This window comes from Butyricimonas synergistica DSM 23225 (assembly GCF_000379665.1).
Taxonomy (GTDB): Bacteria; Bacteroidota; Bacteroidia; order Bacteroidales; family Marinifilaceae; genus Butyricimonas; species Butyricimonas synergistica.
Genome location: NZ_KB903360.1, coordinates 708,928 through 728,774, shown reverse-complemented (window position 1 = coordinate 728,774; position 19,847 = coordinate 708,928). Strand labels below are relative to the sequence as shown.

Here is a 19,847-nt window from a genome sequence, read left to right as displayed (position 1 = left end):
AATTTAATAATTTGTTTTTGCCGTAATAGATACCACTGCCGCATCTGAAATTGTTGATATTGTAAAACGCCACCAAATTGGGACATAACCAAACATATCATACTCTTGAGTTGTAGACCCCATTGGTAAAAGCCAATACCCAGAATCTTTAGCTGTAGTATGACAAGATACTGTTCCACCAACGCCTAATATATTATTATTCGCCAATGTTAACTGAACATATTGACCTCCACTAAAATTAAGTTCAACAGAACTATTAGGCGGATTTATCAAAGATGTTGAATAAGTTTTCCAATTTCCTCCTGATTCTGAACTTCGAACTTTTAAGCGAGGTGTTGCAAACGACATCAAAAACAAACAACACATCAATACAATCCCTAATATCAATTTATTTTTTTTTCATTTTTCCCAATTAAATTAAAAACAATTTGTAATCATACATTATCTCTCCAAACTATATTTTAAAATATTCTATTCCATCATCACACCTCCCTCCTTATTTAAAATTATTATTCTCACCCAACCTCACCAAAGTCATCTCAAAATCGCAAGTAATCCCGTACACGGCACCCTCCTCCCCATCATAAGTGATCCCTTGCAATGCGACATCCAAAAGAAGCGATCGCACCAGATTCCCCTCCCAATCATACACCAGCAACGTCTGGCACTCGAAAGCCCGTCCCCGGTCTACCCGGTACGTCTTCCCGGAATAAAGAGCGTACACCCTGTCCCCGGTCACGGCAACATCCATGAACCCGAAACGATTGTCCGGAGTGTACGCAACACGGGAAGAAGGGACTTCCGCTATCTTCACTTTCGGGTAATGCAAGCGAACTGTTTTCACCCGCTCGATAGCCCCACCCGCGACACGGCAAAAATCAATCACGCCACTATACATGTCCGCGCACACGAAAGCGGACCGGTCGGGACTGACACGTAAAACACTACTGGCGTAAAGCATCGCTTTCGTGTTTTCCCGCAAACCGGGAAACTCCGGGGTTTCCGGGTAAGAGAGAAAATAACGGGCAGACCCGTCCACGAGGGAATAAAGCAAATAACGCCCTTCCTCGTAAAGCCCCGTGGCAATCACGAAATCATCCGCCTTCACCGCGCTAAGATGTTGTTTGTCCTTGGGTAATTGAGTTATAGACTCCGGACTTTCACCTCGTGCAATCGGCGCAACCGGACTTTCTATCAATTCCCCCGTTCTGAAATCCAAAGCCGTCACGCTGGAACCGTCAAACGAATTAAAAGAACTTAACGAACGTATCCCACCGGAAGCGGACACGCTTCTCGTTATCTCCCGGTCTTCCAAATTCACACACCGGGCAAAACCCTCCTTCGCGTACGTGGCTCCCACGACCAGCCTATTCCCCCGTTTCACGAACCCGCTTATCTCATCCACGCCAACACGGGACAAATCCACCACCCGTTCCGACTTCACCCGCTCGTTCTTTATCACATCGATACCTTCGTCCCATTCCCGACGGTCGGAGCACCCGAGCAAAATGCCCACGACCAACATATACAATAACTCACGTTTCATTCCCATACCAAATCCAAATTTTTCACTTGAATTCCATTTCTCAAACAATACCCACTCCCCTTCACACAAGGATCATCATTATTTCCTCCCGACTCGGAGGAAGCCAACGCTTCCACATGTTCCAAACTCAATTCCATTTTCCCGGTATCCTTCCCTACCGCCAACCGCGAGTTTACAACCGCACCTGAAACCACAAGCACGAACCCGCCAATCTTTATCCATTTTTTATACATAACGATATATTTAATTTCACTTGCCACAAAAATCTAACTTTTCCCCGGGAAAAAAGAAAAAAAAGGTTGCGAATAGGTTGCGAGTTGCATACCTTTGCGAAAAAAAGACGAAGTCATGGACAATACGCCCAAAATTATATTATACACTATTCCCATCGCCATTTGTCTTCTCTTGTGCAATCAAGCCATTCACCTGCACCATATCTATCAGCAAGAAAAAACTCGCTATCAGAACACACGCAATAATAACCTCAAGAACACGCTTTACGTGTTCCACATGAAAGCAGCCAATAAAGATGATATATGTAGCTTTAATGCAAACACACTTGAACTGAAATTCCTCATTAACAAAAATTTCTTTGCCTACAAACTTGATCCTCAAAAAGATATTCAAACCATTACAAGACAAGCTGATTATGACATTCGTGATCCCAAACGCTGGACACTAGAAAACTTCGCCAACTATTTCAAAGAAAACCACGATTTAACCCAAACGTGGACCGCTTCCCTCCAATTCGTCCTCACCGACAGCACGGGCAACATCAAAGACTCCTACCCACGTTCCGTGAACAAAATACCCGCCACTCCCGAGTACATCGACACGCTGGGATTTCTCACCCGCGACATCCTGTACGCCACGTACGACTACCCGCTTGCCGCCTTCGTTCAAACGGCGGCATGGCCCATCGCCACCACCCTCTTCATCTCCCTTTTGCTGGCATTCTGCGTCATTTACCTTTACCTGAATTACCGCAACGAGAAACGGCAACGGGAAAACCAAAAAGAATACATCGACAGCATCGTCCATGACTTGAAGCATCCCGTGGAGAACCAAAAACACCTGTGCTACCTGTTGCCGCACCTCTCGAAAGAGGAACAAATCGAACAGGCGGAAAAAAACCGGCAGGAACTGAACAACATGCTACACTCCATCAACCGGATGCTGCTCCGGTCCACCGATGCCCACGGCATCGTGCTAACCCCGAAAACGTTCAACTTGCAAGAGATGCTCGAAACGGTCACCGCCCCCGACCGTTGGAACACTCCGCCGGGCAAATCGTTCCACATTCGCCTCCATTTCAACACCCCCGACCCAATGATCTCCGGCGACCCGGATTTCCTGCAAGCCGTGTTCCAGAACCTCATCGACAACTCGCTCAAGTACTCGGGCGAAGAAGCGGAAATAGACATCACCTGCACCGCCCCAGACGACAAACACGCACGAATAACCATAAAAGACAACGGCCAAGGAATCCCCTCGCGGGAATTGCGCCACATCTTCGAGCGCTACCACAGGGCACAGCACCAGGGCGACAAGAAAACCAAAGGACACGGGCTGGGACTCTACCAATCCCGCCAAATCATCATCGCCCACGGGGGTAAAATCAACGTCGACAGCACTCCCGGCAACGGTACAACCTTCACCATCACCCTACCTAGAACAACCAAAAGACAAAAATACTAACCCCATGGAACGCCAACCGAAAAGCCATACCCGCGTACTCTACGCCGAGGATAACAAACGAACCGCCGAACTCGTGCAAAAAATACTCGAACTGCACGGCTACTCCGTCGAAATCGTCCCCGACGAGAAAGCCGCCTGGAGAGCCTACCGTCGGGAACGACCGAACATTCTACTTCTAGACCTTGACCTACCCGAGGTCAACGGGGTGGAACTCACCCACCTCGTGCGGGCAAAAGCCCCCGAGACACACGTGATCATCTACACCTCGCACGGCGACCGGGAACACGAGATAGACGCACTGGACGCGGGAGCCGACGAATTTTTCAGCAAAGACAAAGACGCCGAATTACTGGCACGCCACCTCAACAACCTTCGCGACCGCATCACCCAAGAGATAAAACAACCACACTCCTACCGGCTTTCGCCCGTGACCTCCTACAACAGCGCCTCCCGCGTATTGATTATCGGGGAAAAACAGACTCAACTGCCACCGACCGACGCCCGCTTCCTGCAATTGCTTTGCGCCCCAAACGACGAAATCGCCGCCCGCGATTATCTCATCCAGGGCATCTGGGGAAAAGCCTCGCTCGGCAAGGATTCCGAACTGAAAAAATACGCCAGCCGGGTACGCAAAGCCCTCGAAACCGACCCCTCGCTACAAATCAAAGCTCAAAACGGGGGATACATCCTCCTCCACTCCGAACAGTGACATCCCCTGTTCCCAACCCACCCCCATAGACCATCTTTAAATGGATTATTTCAACAACATCTTCTCGTCATTATCGCCGTTTCCCAACACTTCATGCCGAGAACAGTGTGATGTCCTGCCGAAAATCTATCCTAATAAAATATCAATAGGGTATGAATTCCGGTCTACTTCCGTTTATCATATTTTAATAGCCCTATATAAATCCTTTATGAACGCTATATATAATAGCGTTCGTATAGGGTTCATATAGCGTTCATATAGCGTTCATGACGGAAGTGAACCGGAATTCACACGGAAATAATGCCATATTCAGACAGGACTTCCCACCGTCTACTCATGGAAATCACCATGAACAACAGGTCGCATGCCACCTAAACCCCACGAACTCATCAAATGCTATAATGTACTGATTTAATGAATACCGGTGCGCCCGAGTTTCTCGTTCAGTTTACGGCGAATGGCGTTGATCGTGTTTTTGCGCTTGAGAAGGTCGATAATCTGCCGGGGATCGGGGTTATTTTGCGACTCGAGGATGCGATTGTCAATCTCCCGCGAAAGCATCTCCACTCTTCGCATCTTGTAATTATCCAGGATTTTCGGGAGAAGTTCGGCGAGTTTCATTTGCTCGGTTTCGACGTAATTATCCATCTTGTACCAGATCTTGCTCAACTCGTAGGGCTCGCTCAGGATATTGGCGGCGACGGTACTGATCTTGATATCCGGGTGGGCGATGAAATGGCGTGCCGGGATAAAGGAAGGCGACTCGTATTGCTGCTGGTACTCGGTCTGGATGGCACGGAAAATCGGGTTTAAGAGTTCGAGATCGTCCTCTGCCAGTTCACGGACGATGAATTCACCCACGGAAACACTACGCATGAAACCGTTGCGTTCTTCCTCGTACAACTCGTTGTTGCCGAACAACAGCATATAGCGGATCAGCACGCTCTCTTCCAGGTCGCAGGGAGTGGCTCCCCGCGCTGGAGTTGCAACGGAAATCTCGGGAACGACGGCAGTCGGATGCTTGGAGGTTTGTTCCTCGTTTTTCAGGCGCACCTTGGCAATCTCGGTATAAAGTACACGTTCCTCCACGTCCAGCTGGTGGGCGGTTTCCCGCACGTAGACGGAGCGGACGATATTGTCGGGTATCTTGGCGATACTTCGCACGATGTCGGTGATCAAGCGGGCACGCTCCACGGGATCGTCACCGGCAGTACCTAACAACAATTTGGTTTTGAAGTTGATAAAGTCGGTTTCGTTGTTCGCGATAAAGTCCGCCAAATCTCGCGTGGTGTGGCTTCGAGCGAACGAATCGGGGTCTTCCCCGTCCGGCAACAACAATACCCGCACGTTCAACCCTTCTTCCAGCACGAGGTCTATCCCGCGGAGAGAAGCTTTGATACCGGCGGCATCCCCATCATAGATGATCGTGACGTTGGGGGTCAGGCGGCGGATCAGGCGGATTTGCTCGATGGTAAGGGAGGTACCGGAAGACGCCACCACGTTCTCGATACCCTTGGCATGAAAGGAGATAACATCGGTGTATCCCTCCACGAGGATACAGCGGTCTTGCTGCACGATCGACTTCTTCGCGAAGTAGATACCATAAAGCGTTTTGCTCTTGTGGTATATCTCGGACTCCGGGGAGTTGAGGTATTTCGAGATCTTTTTGTCGGCAGTCATGGTACGCCCGCCGAAAGCGATAACCTTCCCGGCAAGGTCCTGCACGGGAAACATCACGCGGGCTCGGAAACGGTCGAAAAGTCCCCGCTCGTTCTCGATGGAGAGCCCCGTTTTCACGAGGAATTCCTGCTTGTAGCCCTTTTCCTGTGCCGCCTTGGTGAAAGCGCCCCACGCCTCGGGATTGTAACCCAAGCCGAACTTGCGGATCATCTCGTCACTGATCCCCCTCTGGCGAAGGTACCCCAGGCCGACGGAGCGCCCCTCGTCGGTGTTCCAGAGCTGGTACTGGAAGTACTCGTTGGCGTAGGCGGAAACAATGAGCATACTTTCCCGCTCCGTCTGCTCCCGCCGTTGCTCCGGGGTGAGTTCTTTCTCCTCGATGGGAATATGATATTTCTCGGCAAGATATTTCAATGCCTCGACGTAAGACATCTGCTCGTGTTCCATGATGAAATTCACGGCATTGCCGCCCTTCCCGCAACCGAAGCACTTGTAAATGCCTTTTGCCGGGGAGACGGTGAACGAACCGGTCTTCTCGTTGTGGAACGGACATAAGCCTAAATAGTTCACTCCCCGCTTCTTCAAACTCACGAAATCGGAAACTACCTCGTATATATCCGCTGCATCAAAAATTTTCTGTATTGTAGCCTGATCAATCATACGACAAAGATAGGCATTATGGAATTGAAAATGGAGAATTGAAAATTGAAAATTGTCTATTCATGCTAAAATGCATGAAAAGTTGTGCCAATCAAGTGATTTAACAATAATTTAACACGAGCGTAGTATTAGTGGAACGATATTTGTATACTTTTGCCTGCGGAAACGTTCTGTATTCATTTCGTTTCCACGTACGAACTGTTTAAAATTAATCGCCTATGGACGAGAACATACATCAAAACGAGGAGCTTTTAGCGGACATCTCGGATCTTTTCTTAAGATACGGGCTGAGAAGCACCTCCATGGATGATATAGCGAATCATTTGAAAATTTCGAAAAAAACGCTCTATCAACAATTCGCCAATAAAGACGACGTGGTGGAGCAAGTGATGCTATACAGAAGACGAGTGAGGATGGTTGCCTCGGACACGAAAGAACTGGAAGGGCTGAATCCCATCGAGATCGTGGGACGAATCAGGGACTTCATGGTCAGCGACCTGGGAAGCCGGTTACCCGCCAATTATTTCGACATGAAGAAATACCACCCGGCGGTATACCAAAAGATTGCCGAGGCGGAAGAGGCTGTCACGAAAGATTTCCTGGTGAAATGGCTGGAAAACGGCATCAAACAAAAATATTTCAGGGAGGATATAGATAAAGAACTGCAATTGTACTTGCTGAGCAAGCAACTGCATTTCTTGAGAGACCCGAACATCGTCGGACAAATAGAGTATCCCCTGCGGGTAATCATCACGACGATTTTTACCAATTTTGTCTACGCGATATCCACTGAAAAAGGCATAAAAGAGTATGAACGATTAAAAAATAATTCTAAACAAGTGAAAGATGAATAATTTTACCCTTTGAGGATTTTTTTGGTATAAGATTTGTACCGAGAGAAAAAACGCGTGAGAATTTCCCGGAAAATATAAATAATTAAAATCTATAATCTATGAAAAAAGGAATGACACTCTTCCTACTAATGCTTATCGTGCCTTGGATGCTTCACGCCCAAGAAGCCCCGCAAACGATCTCGCTGCAACAAGCAGTAGAGTTTGCTATCAAGCACAATAAAGAACTACAGTCCTCGCGGATGAACATCGAAGCGTACCGCCAGAAGGTAAGGGAATCCGTATCACAAGGATTGCCACAGATCAACGGTACGTTGACCTACACCACGAATTTCGGGTACAAGATGGATTTCGGCGGGCAAACGATTAAAATGAAAGACCAATCCAACGTGGGAGTCGGTTTGCAACAATTGCTGTTCAGCGGGTCGTGGATCCTGGGGATGCAAACCAGCAAGATCGCCGTGCGCCTGTCCGAACAACAGGTGGAATCCTCGGAACTGGATATCATCGAGAATATCTATAACTCGTATTACACGATACTCGTGACCGAACGGATGCAAGAGATTTTGCGCCAGAACCTGGAGAACATGAACGAGATCTACAAACACACGGATAATATGTATAAGGCCGGAACGGTTGAAATCACCGATGTGGACCAGATCCGCATTAACGTGGGACAACTGAAAAACAGCCTGCTGTCGATGGAGAGGACGGTAGCGGTAAACTACAACTTGCTGCGCCTTCAACTCGGGCTGGAAGCCGGAGCCCCGGTAAAGCTCTCGGACGGATTGGACGTGTTCCTCGAGAATGACAAATCAAGCCGATTGTACTTGGAAAAATTCGATATCAATAATAACGTGAATTATCAATTAATCAACACGCAATCTGAGTTGAACAAGAAGTTGCTGGGCATCGAGAAGTGGAGTTACGCTCCCACGATTTCCGGTTCATACAATTTCAACTACAAGATTTTGAAACCGGCACTAGACATGAGCCCAAAACACACTGCCGGCTTGACGATGAGTATCCCGGTCTTCTCGGGCATGCAACGTGATTCCAAAGTGAAACAGGCAAAAATCACGCTGGAACAAACTTACTTGCAAAAGGATTTACTGGAAGACCAGCTGAACGTGCAGGACGAGCAATTGAAATTCAACTTGAAGAACGCCATGGAGAATTACAGTTTGCAAAAAGAGAATATCGACGTCGCCACGCGGGTGTTGCAGAACTACCAGAGAAAATACGAGCTGGGAGCCGTTTCCAGTTTGGATTTGACCCAGGCAAACAACAATTACCTGCAAGCCGAAACGAACTACACGGAGGCGGTTCTCACGCTATTGCAAGCACAAGTAAGCCTGGAAAAATTGTATAACCAACTTCCGCGATAAAAACAACTTTGAATAATAAAACAAAAAAGAAATACAATGGTAAAGAATCTTATTCTATCGACAATAGCACTAGCTATGCTTGCCGGGTGCTCCGGTAACAAAGACAAAGCGTCACAAACTGACGTCGAAGAAGCTATTCCCGTGAAAGTATTGAAAATGAAAAAAACGGATATAGCCAAGACCTTGGACTACGCCGCCAACCTGGAAGCCGACAAACAAGTGTTCTACGCCCCGGCTGCCACGGGAAGAATCGAGAATATATACGTGGAAGTGGGTGACCGGATCAAGAAAGGCCAGTTGCTCGTGGAAATGGATAAAACCCAATTGCACCAGGCAGAAGTTCAATTGCAGAACCTGGAAACGGAATACAACCGTGCCGTTCAGTTGAACAAAACGGGAAGTATTTCCAAGCAGGCTTATGATGCAGCCGTGACCCAATACGAGGTGGCAAAATCGAACGTGGATTTCTTGAAAGAGAACACGCGGATGGAAGCTCCTTTTGACGGCATCGTGACCGGGAAATATTTCGAGAACAAAGAGCTTTACACGGGTGCGGCTTTCGGGGGTGCGACCAAACCTTCTATCATCGCGATCGAGAAGATCAACCCCATGAAGGCATACGTGAACTTGTCCGAGCAATATTACCTGACCGTGAAGCCCGGGACGAAGATCCAACTGAAGAGCAACATCTATCCCGACCAGGTATTCGAGGGTACGGTAAGCATTGTTTACCCGGCAATCGATCCCGCTTCCAGAACGTTCACCGTGGAGATCAAAATCCCGAACAAGGACGAGGCTTTAAGACCGGGTATGTACGGAACGATCGACTTCTTTATCGGTAACACGGAAACCATGGTGGCACCGGCTATCGCCGTGTTGAAACTACAAGGTTCGAATGACCGCTACGTGTTCCTGAATAAAGACGGCAAGGCAAAACGGGTGGCTGTGAAACTCGGCAGACGTTTCGAGGATCAAGTAGAATTAATCAGTGATGAAATTCACGAGGGCGACGAATTGGTCGTTGTCGGACAAGGCAGATTGGTTGACGGATCCCCGCTTTCCATCTCGAAATAAATAATTTAGATCATGGATGTATTTCCCGCAATCTAAAATTTAAAATCTAAAATTTAAAATTAGAAATATGAGTATATACAATACAGCGGTCAATAAACCCATTTCGACCTTGATGGTTTTCCTTGCCATTATGGTATTGGGTATTGCCTCCTATATACAATTGCCGGTAGACCAGTATCCTAAAATGGATCCGCCTTACATCACGGTTATGGCTACCTATCCCGGAGCTAACGCCGCGGATATTGAAGAGAACGTAACGAAAATCCTCGAGGACCAGTTGAACTCCGTGGATGACCTGAAGGAAATGACCTCTACCTCCTATGATAACTTATCTGTTATTTCACTGGAGTTCGAGTGGGAGGTGAATCTTGACGAAGCATCGAATGACGTGCGGGATGCAGTGGATAAATCTATGTCAAAACTGCCGGACGATATCGACCGACCGACGATCATGCGTTTCAACACGTCGATGATGCCTATCTTGATTTATGCCGTTACCGCCGAGGAGTCTTATCCCGGTATCGACAAGATTTTGGACGATAAACTGATTACCCGCTTGAACCGCGTGGACGGGGTTGCTTCCGTTATCGTAGCCGGAGCCCCGGAACGTGTGGTTTACGTGGATCTGGACCCGAATAAACTGGACGCTTACAATCTGACGCTCGAGCAAATCGGTAACAAGATTCTCGCAGAGAATAAAGATATTTCTTCCGGTAACGTGAAGATGGGTGACATGGACTACACGTTGCGCGTGGAAGGAGAATTCGAGGAAAGCGACCAGATCAAGAATATTGTACTGGGCACGCAGAACAACAAGATCATTTACCTGCGTGACGTGGCTAACATCCGCGACACGTTGAAGGATATTACCCTGGAACAATCGATCAACAGGGGCAAAGGTGGCGTTTTGATGGTAACCAAACAAACCGATGCTAACGCCGTGGCTGTGGCAAAACAAGCCAAACAGGAGATCGAAAAGACTATGAAAGAGTTGCCGTCGGATATCAAATTCCAGATCATCTCGGACAACTCGGACTTCATCATCAAGTCTATCAACAACTTGCAGGACTCGTTGATGTACGCGTTGATCTTCGTGGTGTTGATCGTGTTCTTGTTCCTCGGACGCTGGAGAGCGACTTTCATTATCGCACTGACGATCCCGATCTCTTTGATCGTTGCTTTTATCTATTTGTTCGCGACAGGAGAATCGTTGAATATCATCTCGCTGTCCTCCCTCTCTATCGCCATCGGTATGGTGGTGGACGATGCTATCGTGGTACTGGAGAACATCACGAAACATATCGACCGGGGTAGCCGCCCGCGGGAAGCTGCCAAGTACGGAACGAACGAGGTGTGGTTGTCCGTAATCGTGACCACGCTGGTAACAGTTGCCGTGTTCTTCCCGTTGACGTTGGTAAGCGGTATGACCGGTATCTTGTTCAAGCAATTGGGTTGGATCGTTTGTATCACGGTATGTACTTCTACGGTAACAGCTATCTCGCTGACCCCGATGCTTTGTTCTCAATTGATGAAGATTCAGGAAAAGACGGATAGCAACAAATTCAGTTTCTACAATTTCGTATCCCGGATGCTGGAAAAACTGGATAACGTTTACGAACGTCTGATTCGTTGGGTACTTGTTCACAAGACAGTGACCATCTTATCCATGTTCGCTTTGTTCTTCGCTTCTTTGTTCCTGTTCAAGATGGTCAAGACGGACTTTATGCCCCAGAATGACCAGAACTATCTGAACGTGTACGCAAAGATGCAATCCGGTCAACGTGTTGAGGTTACAAAACAAGTGGCTCTGGATATTGACTCCGTGATCCGCAATAGCATACCCGAAATCACGTTGATTAACCTTTCATACGGTAGTGAAGAAGAGGCTTCTTTCGCTTCCATGATGAACAGCACGGGTAATAATATCTTGAATATGCGTTTGAGAACGGTAGACTTGAAAGACCGTAAACGCAGCGTATTCGAGATTGCCGACCAGGTGCGCGGTATCTTGAAGCAATTCCCGGACATCCTGCAATACACGGTAACCACGTCGAGCGGTGGCTCCATGGGTGGCAACACGGTGGATATAGAGATCATGGGACACGACTTCAACACAACGACAAATCTGGCACACACGATAGCCACACAAGCCCGTACTATCCCCGGAGCCGAGGATATCAAGATCAGCCGGGACGAGGATAAATCCGAGCTCCGCGTGATATTGGACCAGAATAAATTGGCCCGCCACGGGTTAACGACTTCCGAAGTGGGCTCTTACTTGCGTAACCGCATCTACGGGTACCGGAACAGCAAGTTCAAAGAGAACGGTGAAGAATATGATATTATCGTGCGTTTCGACGAGAAATACCGTTCTACCCTATCGGAGATCGAGAACATCATTATCGTTGATGCCAAAGGACAAAAGGTACGCCTGAAAGAACTCGGGGAAATCGAGGAATTTTTCTCTCCGCCAAACATCGAGCGTAAGAGTAAACAACGTATCCTGAAAGTGTCTATCACCCCGGCGGCAGGTATTGCCTTGGGAGATATCGCAACCGCCGCTCAATCCATGCTTGATAAGTTGGAAGACGTACCGCAAGACGTGAGCTTGTATATCGGGGGTAGCTACGAAGACCAACAGGAGTCGTTCGGTTCTTTGATCATGTTGTTATTGCTGTCGTTGATGTTGGTTTACATCGTGATGGCTGCACAGTTCGAGTCATTCAAGATGCCGTTTATCATCATGTTGGCCATTCCGTTCGCATTCACCGGTGTGATCCTTGCCTTGTTGCTGACGAACACGACGATGAGTATCGTTGCCGCCTTGGGTGCTATCATGTTGGTGGGTATCGTGACGAAGAACGGTATCGTGTTGATCGACTTTATCAACTTGATGCGTGAACGGGGAATCCGCTTGTACGACGCTATCGCTCAAGCCTGTCGTTCTCGTTTGCGTCCGGTGTTGATGACCTCATTGACAACCATCCTGGGTATGGTGCCTATGGCATTGAGCGTGGGTGAAGGTTCTGAAACATGGCGCCCGATGGGTATCGCCGTTATCGGAGGTATGATATTCTCTACCATTATCACGATGATTATCGTACCCGCCGTTTACGCTGCCATGGACAAGAGCGGAAGCCGCGATAAACAGAAAAACCTCAGGAAACAGTTCAAATTCATGAGTGATTTCGATGCGGAAAGAGACCTTCCGAAGAAAAAATAAATAATTTATGATGCTAGATTCACGATTTCAGTTATACTTTAATCGTGAATCTAACTTCTAAAATCAAAAAAGAAATATGAAAAAAGCAGTATTTATCACATATAACCAAGCCTTGACAGAACGTGTTGCTTACATTCTCGATCAATTGCAAATACGGGGCTTCACGCAATGGCCACTTGTCAATGGTGCCGGAACTATCGACGGAGAACCGAGAATGGGTACACACACCTGGCCGGAAATGAACTCCGCTACATTGACTATCGTTGAAGAAGAAATGGTTCCCCTGATCCTGAAATACGTCAAGAATCTTGACGAGGTGAACAAGGAAAACGGTATCCGGGCCTTCGTCTGGGACATCACGGGGATGTATTAAAAAAAGAGCCTTTCGGCTCTTTTTTTTTGCTTAACAGATATTCTTTTCAAATATTCTATTCGTCATTTTTCAATGACTTGAATCCTCTTCCGAGAATTTCCCGGGAATCAATAACGTTGATAAACGCATCCGGATCGATCTCACGAATGCGATGGCGCAAGATCATCATTTCACGGCGAGTGAGGATCGTGTAAACAATCTCACGAGTTTCTCCTTTATAAGCACCGACAGCGGGCAATATGGTGGCACCCCGGTTGATATCGTTCAAAATGATATTCTTGACGGTATCGACCTCTTTGGTCACGATCATCAAGGTCTTGTGCACGGAAGCTCCTTCCACGATCAAGTCGATCACTTTACCCTCGATAAAGACTATAATCCAAGAGTACATCGGCAATTTCCAATCCCCGAAAGCAACCACGGTGGTCAACGTGATCGTGCAATCCACGATAATCACCAAGGTTCCTAAAGAGATGTGCGTGTACTTGTTCAAGATCATGGCGATGATGTCCGACCCCCCGGAAGTAGCCCGGGATTTGAAGATCATACCGATACCGATACCGTAAACAATACCCCCGAAAATAGAAGACAACAACGGTTCTTTAAGCATCGCACGTTCCGTTATGCCCGGTTCGAGCAAAGCATCAAACCCGTAAGTCTGGTGAATTAACCACATAAATCCAGGTATCGCAAAGGTACAAATCACCGTCTTGATACCGAATTTCGCTCCCAAGAAATAAATACCCAACAACAATAACGGGATGTCCATACAAAGGGCTGTCGCCTCCGTTCTCCACCCCCACAGGTGATGGAACACCATTGACAAACCATAAGTACCTCCCGGTGCAAACCCGTAAGGTTCTGCAAACATCACGGCACCCACGGCAAACACAAAACAACCACCAAGCAACCAAGCATAGGTGATAAAGAAATCCTTAGAGAATAATTTCTCCTTAGTTACAAATCCCATACTAAATTTATTTATTATTCGACTTATTAATCGCACTCTTTCGCGGCACAAAAGTACAACTTGTTTTCGACTTTTTACAACGTTTTCATCGCTCGTGATTTTATTATAAATATATCACTATCAATAATATACAAATTCATTCGCACGCATAATTATACAACACATCTCATATTTATCCAAAAATTCAAAATGCCCTCGCCAAAATAATTTTTCAATTCTTCATTTTCAATTATCAATTATTTTCCCTACGTTTGTAACTGTATTGGAGCGTTAATGTTAGTCGTAACATTACAAGGGAATCCCGTGAGAGTCGGGAACTGTGCCCGCAGCTGTAAGCTTCGTAACTTTAGTCTCTACTGCCACTGTCTGTACATGGATGGGAAGGCGACGAAAAGGAAGCAAGTCAGAAAACCTGCCAAGACGTAACTGTTTATGTAGCTTTCGGGAATTGAAGCTGGCAAGATGTTTATCGTGGGAGCGCGATTTTCCTCTACCCCAATTTTCCAACAAGCATTGTTCTGTGAATGAGTGAGCACGTAATTCAGATATAAAATATCTCTGCCAACTTGTTTTACATCGAATTTACAGGCTCACTTATTTTTTATTCCCTTTTCCATAGAATTGTTTGACCAAAGGTACTGCCTCCGCGGGAACCAGGGCAGAAATATTTTCACCCCGCAATATCATTTCTCTTACTTCCGTCGCGGACAAAGGAAACAGGGGGGCGTCAATCACGCTCATTCCCCGGGGTAATTGTACCGGGAAAGATTCTCCGGAACGGGGATACACGAAAATAGGACAATTCATGACAATCCAATGATAATCTTTCCACCTCGGGAAAGCCGCCACATTGTCCGCACCCATGACTAGAACAAATTCCCGACCGGGATGTTTATCGAGCAGGAAACGCAATGTATCTACCGTGTAAGAAGGTTTTGGCATGGTAAACTCGACGTCACAAGCCTTCATCCGGGAGTCATACCCGATAGCCGCCTCGACAATTTGCAATCGCTCCGCCTCGGGCAACAGGAAACGGTCTACTTTGAAAGGGTTACAAGGGCTGACTACAAACCACACTTCATCGCATAGCCTATTCTCCAGCAAATAGCGGGCTATGCCCACGTGCCCGTTATGAATCGGGTTGAACGATCCGAAGAAAAGTCCCGTGACGGGACGTGTGCTTTGTTTGGTTTCCCGGAATCCCATGTTTACTTCAAAAAATCTCTTACCGCTTTTTCTGCCTCTGCCAATGCCGTTTCCAGATCGTCATTTACAATAACCACATCGAATTTATCGGCAAAAGTCATTTCATATTCCGCCTTTGCCACCCGCTGTTCTATTTTTTCCATGGAATCCGTTCCTCGCCCTACTAACCGCTGGCGCAAAACTTCCACGGAAGGGGCTTTCACGAAAATAGAAAGAGCTTGATCCCCGAATATTTTCTTGATATTCACTCCCCCGACAACATCCACGTCAAATACCACGGCGTGCCCGGCTTTCCATATCCGTTCCAATTCGCTTTTCAATGTCCCGTAATAGCATCCCGGATACACTTCCTCCCATTCCAAAAAATCATCCTTCCCAATCCGTTGTCTGAATTCATCCGTTGAAAAGAAATAATATTCCTTCCCGTGTTGTTCCTCTCCTCTCGGAGCCCTGCACGTGGCTGAAATCGAAAACTCCAACCCCAAATCCAAGGAAAGCAAATAATTTACAATGGTACTTTTCCCCGATCCACTGGGGGCTGAAAAAATAATAACGTCTTTCATAATCAATTATAGGTCTATAAGGTCCATAAAGTCCATAAGGTCTATAAGGTCCTTTTTGATTCATCCAATACTTTTATAAAATTCGATAGCATCTTGGAAATTTTCTCGGTTTCCAAAATCAAATCATCACAAATATCACTTTTTATATAATCCAATTCTTTGGCCAATATCAACATGGAACGTACCTCTCCACAAGATCCTTTAGCGACAAAAAGAAAATGCTTAAATTCTTTATCCGAACGACGTTCAAAACCTTCTGCAACATTATTATTCATAACAGAAACAGCAGCCCGTTGTATTTGGTCTTTAAAGCCATAATCCTTTGTTTGAGCCAACAATATGTATATTTTCTTTGTTACCTCCTTCGCCTTTTGCCAAGCAAGAATATCTTCAAATCTCTCTATTTTCATGACCTCACGGACTTTACGGACATTATGGACCTTATAGACCTTATGGACTTTATGAACCTTATGAACTTTATAAACTCATAAAACGTTAAGGCTTTGTTCTTTTATCTTTTCCAACTCGTCTTTCATGCGGACTACGAGTTTTTGGATGTCGTGGTCATTGGCTTTGGAACCCATGGTGTTGATTTCACGACCGATTTCTTGGGCGATAAAACCAAGCTTACGACCGGGGGCTTCTTCTTGCTCAACGGTTTCGATGAAATATTTACAATGATTGGCTAGACGTACTTTTTCTTCCGTGATGTCAAGTTTCTCCAAATAATAGATGATCTCCTGTTCCAATCTATTCTCGTCGATATTCTTGATTTCGCACCACTCTTTCATTTTATCCTGCAAGCGTTGCTTGATGGTCACCACCCGTTGTTTCTCGAATTGCGGCACTTCAGCAGACAAGCTTTTTATCAAATCGACACGTTTCAATATATCGGCAATCAACACTTTTCCTTCCTGAATACGGAATTGATCGACGTCAGCCAAAGCTTTCTCGATAGCGCTCTTCAATGCGTTCCAAGCCTCCTCGTCCAACTCGTCCATTTTTACTTGCATGGTATCCGGGAATCGCATCACGGTTTGCAATAACTCGCCTTTATCGATTTCAATTCCCAGGGAGGAAGAAACCTCGAGCATCTGTTTGTAATATTGTTTCACAACCGACTGGTTCACCGCAACATCTTTCTCGTCTTCCGCGTTATCAAAATAGATGTACATATCCACCTTCCCGCGTTCCAGTACATTTTTTATCATGTTCCGAATCTCTATATCCTTCTCCTTGTAAAGACTCGGGGTTCTGAGATTGATATCCAACTGCTTTGAATTCAGACTTTTTACTTCTACTATTACTTTCTTTGTTCCGTAGTCCACGGTTGCTTTACCGAAACCGGTCATTGATTTTATCATATGCTCTTGTTTTTATACAAACATTTAACCACAAAAGTAAGGCTTTTTTTGAAATCCTCCGTCGAATATTTACCTTTGTTGGGTTTTAAACACAACATTATGGATGCAAATCGTCTTTCTACCTTCCAGAAAGGAGTTGTCGGCGTACAATTTCTTTTCGTAGCCTTCGGTTCAACAGTTCTTGTTCCCCTGCTTGTCGGACTCGACCCGTCTACCGCTCTCCTCACGGCAGGAATCGGGACATTGATATTCCATCTTGCCACGAAAGGTATCGTGCCGATCTTCCTTGGCAGTAGTTTTGCCTTCATCGCCCCCATCATCAAAGCCAGTGAATTGTACGGTATGGCGGGAGCCCTATCGGGAATGGTCGCCGTCGGCGCCGTCTACGGGATTATGAGCCTACTTGTTAAACTACGCGGAACGGATTTTATCAAAAAACTATTCCCTCCTATCGTGATTGGTCCGGTGATTATCCTGATCGGTCTGTCTTTGGCTGGTTCCGGGGTAAAGATGGCTAGCGAGAATTGGGTGCTTGCCCTAGTTGCCCTCGTCACCGCGGTCGTCGTATCCTTGAAAGGAAAAGGGCTGTTGAAGCTAATCCCCATTTTCTGCGGGATTATCGTGGGGTATCTCGTGGCACTCTTCTTTTACGATATCGACACGAAACCGATAAAAGAAGCCGCCTGGTTCGCCATGCCGCAATTGGTCACCCCAAAGTTTTCCTGGGAGGCAATCATTTATATGCTACCCGTGGCTATCGCTCCCGTGATCGAACATATCGGGGATGTCTACGCCGTGAACAGCGTCACCGGTAAAGATTTTATTAAAAATCCCGGATTACACCGCACTTTACTAGGCGACGGTATCGCCTGCGTATTTGCCGGACTCATCGGAGGTCCCCCGGTAACGACCTACTCGGAAGTAACGGGAGCCGTTTCGCTAACGAAAGTAACCAATCCTGCCGTCATCCGGATTGCTGCCGTGACAGGTATCATTTTCTCCATCTTCGGCAAAGTAAGTGCCCTGTTGAAATCTATCCCGGCTTCCGTGCTGGGAGGCATCATGCTACTTCTTTTCGGTACTATCGCCTCTCTGGGCATGAGTAACCTAATCCAGAATAAAGTGGATCTCTCGAAGACCAGGAACATGATTATCGTTTCCCTGATTCTCACCTTCGGCATTGGCGGTGCTGCATTTGAATGGGGAAATTTCTCCATGTCGGGAATCGGGCTTGCCGCTTTGCTCGGAGTCATTCTAAACCTCGTGTTGCCACAAGAAAGCACGAAGTAAAACACGTTATTCTATTCATTTTTCTGTCCCGGGCTTAACTTAACAATTAAGTCTTCATGCTGTAACAAAAGGTTCACAATATCAGCGGAACTTGCGGTTGCAAAAGAGAAGGAAAAACAGATTACTTAAATGAATAGAAAATGAAAAACTTATTTCTAACAACAATTCTTATGCTGGCTGTTATTTTCAGCAGCAACGCGAACAACGGGGAAAACGTTCCCGCCAAAAAAGTATCAATCTCAGGTGCCGGGGCAACCTTCCCGCTCCCATTCTACAACTTGGCTTTCAAGACTTACCAGGATAAAACCGGAAACTCCATTACTTACGGGGGTATCGGTAGCGGCGGCGGCATCCGTAGCTTAAAAGACAAAATCGTGGATTTCGGGGGATCGGACGCTTATCTTTCCGACAAAGAAATGAGCGAAATGCCCGCGGCAGTCGTTCACATCCCGACCTGCATGGGAGCCGTGGTACTGGCTTACAACCTGCCGGGAGTAGATAACTTGAAATTAACAGGAGAAATCGTGGCTGACATTTACCTGGGCAAAATCACGAAATGGAACGACAGTCGCATTGCCGCTATCAATCCCGGCGTGAATTTACCAGACAAAGACATGAGTCCCGTGTATCGTTCTGATGGTAGTGGTACCACTTTCGTGTTCAGCGACTACATGACTAAAATAAGCCCGGAATGGGCAGAGAAGATGGGAACTGGAAAATCATTGAAATGGTCGGTAGGAATGGCAGCCAAAGGTAATCCGGGAGTTGCCGGAGTCATCAGCCAAACGGAAGGTTCCATCGGTTACGTGGGTTCCGAGTATGCTTTCGCCATGAAAATTCAATTCGCGCAAATGAAAAATGCAGCCGGCAAATTCATTACCCCGAACACGGAAAGCATTTCCGCTGCCGCCAAAGGAGATATCCCTGCCGACACCCGCACGATGATCACTAATTCCTCAGCTCCGGATGCATACCCGATTAGCTGTTTTACCTGGATTCTCCTGTACAAGGAACAAGCCTATGCAGACAGAAGCCAAGCACAAGCAGAGGAAACGCTAAAGCTTTTAAATTGGATGTTAGATTCAGAGGCTCAAACCCTGACCACGAAAGTAAATTACTCCCCGCTTCCCGCCAAAGCCGTAAAAAATGCCAAAGCATTACTGAGGTCAGTTACCTATAACGGGAATCCTATTTTAAAATAGGACTTGAGTTTATCAAGATAAAGCATATACCAAAGAGCATCCCGCCCAGG

General features: G+C 46.7%; 18 protein-coding genes and 1 riboswitch. Of the genes, 9 read left to right on the top strand and 9 right to left on the bottom strand.

The features are described from left to right. Nucleotides 1–3: 3 nt before the first annotated feature. The 3 genes from A3CY_RS22965 to A3CY_RS0111395 form a co-directional block, all read right to left on the bottom strand. A complete protein-coding gene (locus tag A3CY_RS22965; RefSeq protein WP_155828277.1) occupies nt 4–387 on the bottom strand; it encodes a hypothetical protein in 384 nt (127 codons plus the stop codon). Nucleotides 388–496: 109 nt separating this feature from the next. Further along, complete coding sequence (locus A3CY_RS0111400) at nt 497–1,552, bottom strand: BF3164 family lipoprotein (RefSeq protein ID WP_018338055.1); 1,056 nt, start codon at nt 1,550–1,552, stop codon at nt 497–499. Next, entirely contained in the window at nt 1,543–1,779 is a 237-nt protein-coding gene (locus tag A3CY_RS0111395) for a hypothetical protein (protein WP_018338054.1), read from the bottom strand. Before A3CY_RS0111395 ends, A3CY_RS0111400 begins: the two co-directional genes overlap by 10 nt. Nucleotides 1,780–1,894: 115 nt before the next feature. On the opposite strand from A3CY_RS0111395, the gene A3CY_RS0111390 reads away from it, so the two are divergent. Continuing rightward, a complete protein-coding gene (locus tag A3CY_RS0111390) occupies nt 1,895–3,244 on the top strand; it encodes a sensor histidine kinase (RefSeq protein ID WP_018338053.1) in 1,350 nt (449 codons plus the stop codon). Between the two features lie 4 nt (nt 3,245–3,248). Further along, on the top strand, nt 3,249–3,953 hold the full coding sequence (locus A3CY_RS0111385) for a response regulator transcription factor (protein ID WP_018338052.1): 705 nt from the start codon (nt 3,249–3,251) through the stop codon (nt 3,951–3,953). Nucleotides 3,954–4,364: 411 nt separating this feature from the next. Here A3CY_RS0111385 and dnaG read toward each other — a convergent pair whose 3' ends face one another. Continuing rightward, nucleotides 4,365–6,293 (bottom strand): DNA primase, encoded by a 1,929-nt coding sequence (dnaG, locus tag A3CY_RS0111380; protein ID WP_018338051.1) that lies wholly within the window; start codon nt 6,291–6,293, stop codon nt 4,365–4,367. Nucleotides 6,294–6,511: 218 nt separating this feature from the next. Here dnaG and A3CY_RS0111375 point away from each other — a divergent pair, with 218 nt between their 5' ends. From A3CY_RS0111375 to A3CY_RS0111355, 5 genes are all read left to right on the top strand, one after another. Continuing rightward, nucleotides 6,512–7,147: a TetR/AcrR family transcriptional regulator gene (locus A3CY_RS0111375; protein ID WP_018338050.1), complete on the top strand. Its 636-nt coding sequence runs from the start codon at nt 6,512–6,514 to the stop codon at nt 7,145–7,147. A 98-nt stretch (nt 7,148–7,245) separates the two neighbouring features. Further along, nucleotides 7,246–8,532, top strand: coding sequence for a TolC family protein (locus A3CY_RS0111370; protein WP_040371565.1), 1,287 nt, complete (start codon nt 7,246–7,248; stop codon nt 8,530–8,532). A 36-nt stretch (nt 8,533–8,568) separates the two neighbouring features. Beyond that, complete coding sequence (locus A3CY_RS0111365) at nt 8,569–9,606, top strand: efflux RND transporter periplasmic adaptor subunit (RefSeq protein WP_026207576.1); 1,038 nt, start codon at nt 8,569–8,571, stop codon at nt 9,604–9,606. 67 nt (nt 9,607–9,673) lie between these two features. Beyond that, nucleotides 9,674–12,829 carry an efflux RND transporter permease subunit gene (locus A3CY_RS0111360; RefSeq protein WP_018338047.1) on the top strand — a complete coding sequence of 1,052 codons (3,156 nt, stop codon included), beginning with the start codon at nt 9,674–9,676 and terminating at the stop codon, nt 12,827–12,829. A gap of 76 nt (nt 12,830–12,905) precedes the next feature. Beyond that, nucleotides 12,906–13,202 (top strand): PG0541 family transporter-associated protein, encoded by a 297-nt coding sequence (locus A3CY_RS0111355; protein ID WP_018338046.1) that lies wholly within the window; start codon nt 12,906–12,908, stop codon nt 13,200–13,202. A 55-nt stretch (nt 13,203–13,257) separates the two neighbouring features. Here the strand turns inward: A3CY_RS0111355 and A3CY_RS0111350 are convergent, their stop codons facing one another. The 5 genes from A3CY_RS0111350 to A3CY_RS0111330 all read right to left on the bottom strand — a co-directional run bounded on the left by A3CY_RS0111350 (nt 13,258) and on the right by A3CY_RS0111330 (nt 17,305). Further along, the gene (locus tag A3CY_RS0111350) at nt 13,258–14,172 is read right to left on the bottom strand and encodes a YitT family protein (RefSeq protein WP_018338045.1); all 915 of its coding nucleotides are present in this window, start codon (nt 14,170–14,172) and stop codon (nt 13,258–13,260) included. Between the two features lie 246 nt (nt 14,173–14,418). Further along, nucleotides 14,419–14,606: riboswitch (cobalamin riboswitch) on the top strand. A 160-nt stretch (nt 14,607–14,766) separates the two neighbouring features. Further along, entirely contained in the window at nt 14,767–15,378 is a 612-nt protein-coding gene (nadD, locus tag A3CY_RS0111345) for a nicotinate (nicotinamide) nucleotide adenylyltransferase (RefSeq protein WP_018338044.1), read from the bottom strand. A 2-nt stretch (nt 15,379–15,380) separates the two neighbouring features. Then, on the bottom strand, nt 15,381–15,941 hold the full coding sequence (gmk, locus tag A3CY_RS0111340; protein WP_018338043.1) for a guanylate kinase: 561 nt from the start codon (nt 15,939–15,941) through the stop codon (nt 15,381–15,383). A gap of 41 nt (nt 15,942–15,982) precedes the next feature. Beyond that, complete coding sequence (locus tag A3CY_RS0111335) at nt 15,983–16,351, bottom strand: four helix bundle protein (RefSeq protein ID WP_018338042.1); 369 nt, start codon at nt 16,349–16,351, stop codon at nt 15,983–15,985. A 75-nt stretch (nt 16,352–16,426) separates the two neighbouring features. Beyond that, on the bottom strand, nt 16,427–17,305 hold the full coding sequence (locus A3CY_RS0111330; protein WP_018338041.1) for a YicC/YloC family endoribonuclease: 879 nt from the start codon (nt 17,303–17,305) through the stop codon (nt 16,427–16,429). A 99-nt stretch (nt 17,306–17,404) separates the two neighbouring features. On the opposite strand from A3CY_RS0111330, the gene A3CY_RS0111320 reads away from it, so the two are divergent. Both A3CY_RS0111320 and pstS read left to right on the top strand, forming a co-directional pair. Then, entirely contained in the window at nt 17,405–18,595 is a 1,191-nt protein-coding gene (locus A3CY_RS0111320; protein ID WP_026207575.1) for a uracil-xanthine permease family protein, read from the top strand. Nucleotides 18,596–18,735: 140 nt separating this feature from the next. After that, nucleotides 18,736–19,797, top strand: coding sequence for a phosphate ABC transporter substrate-binding protein PstS (gene pstS / locus A3CY_RS0111315; protein WP_026207574.1), 1,062 nt, complete (start codon nt 18,736–18,738; stop codon nt 19,795–19,797). Nucleotides 19,798–19,847: the final 50 nt, after the last annotated feature.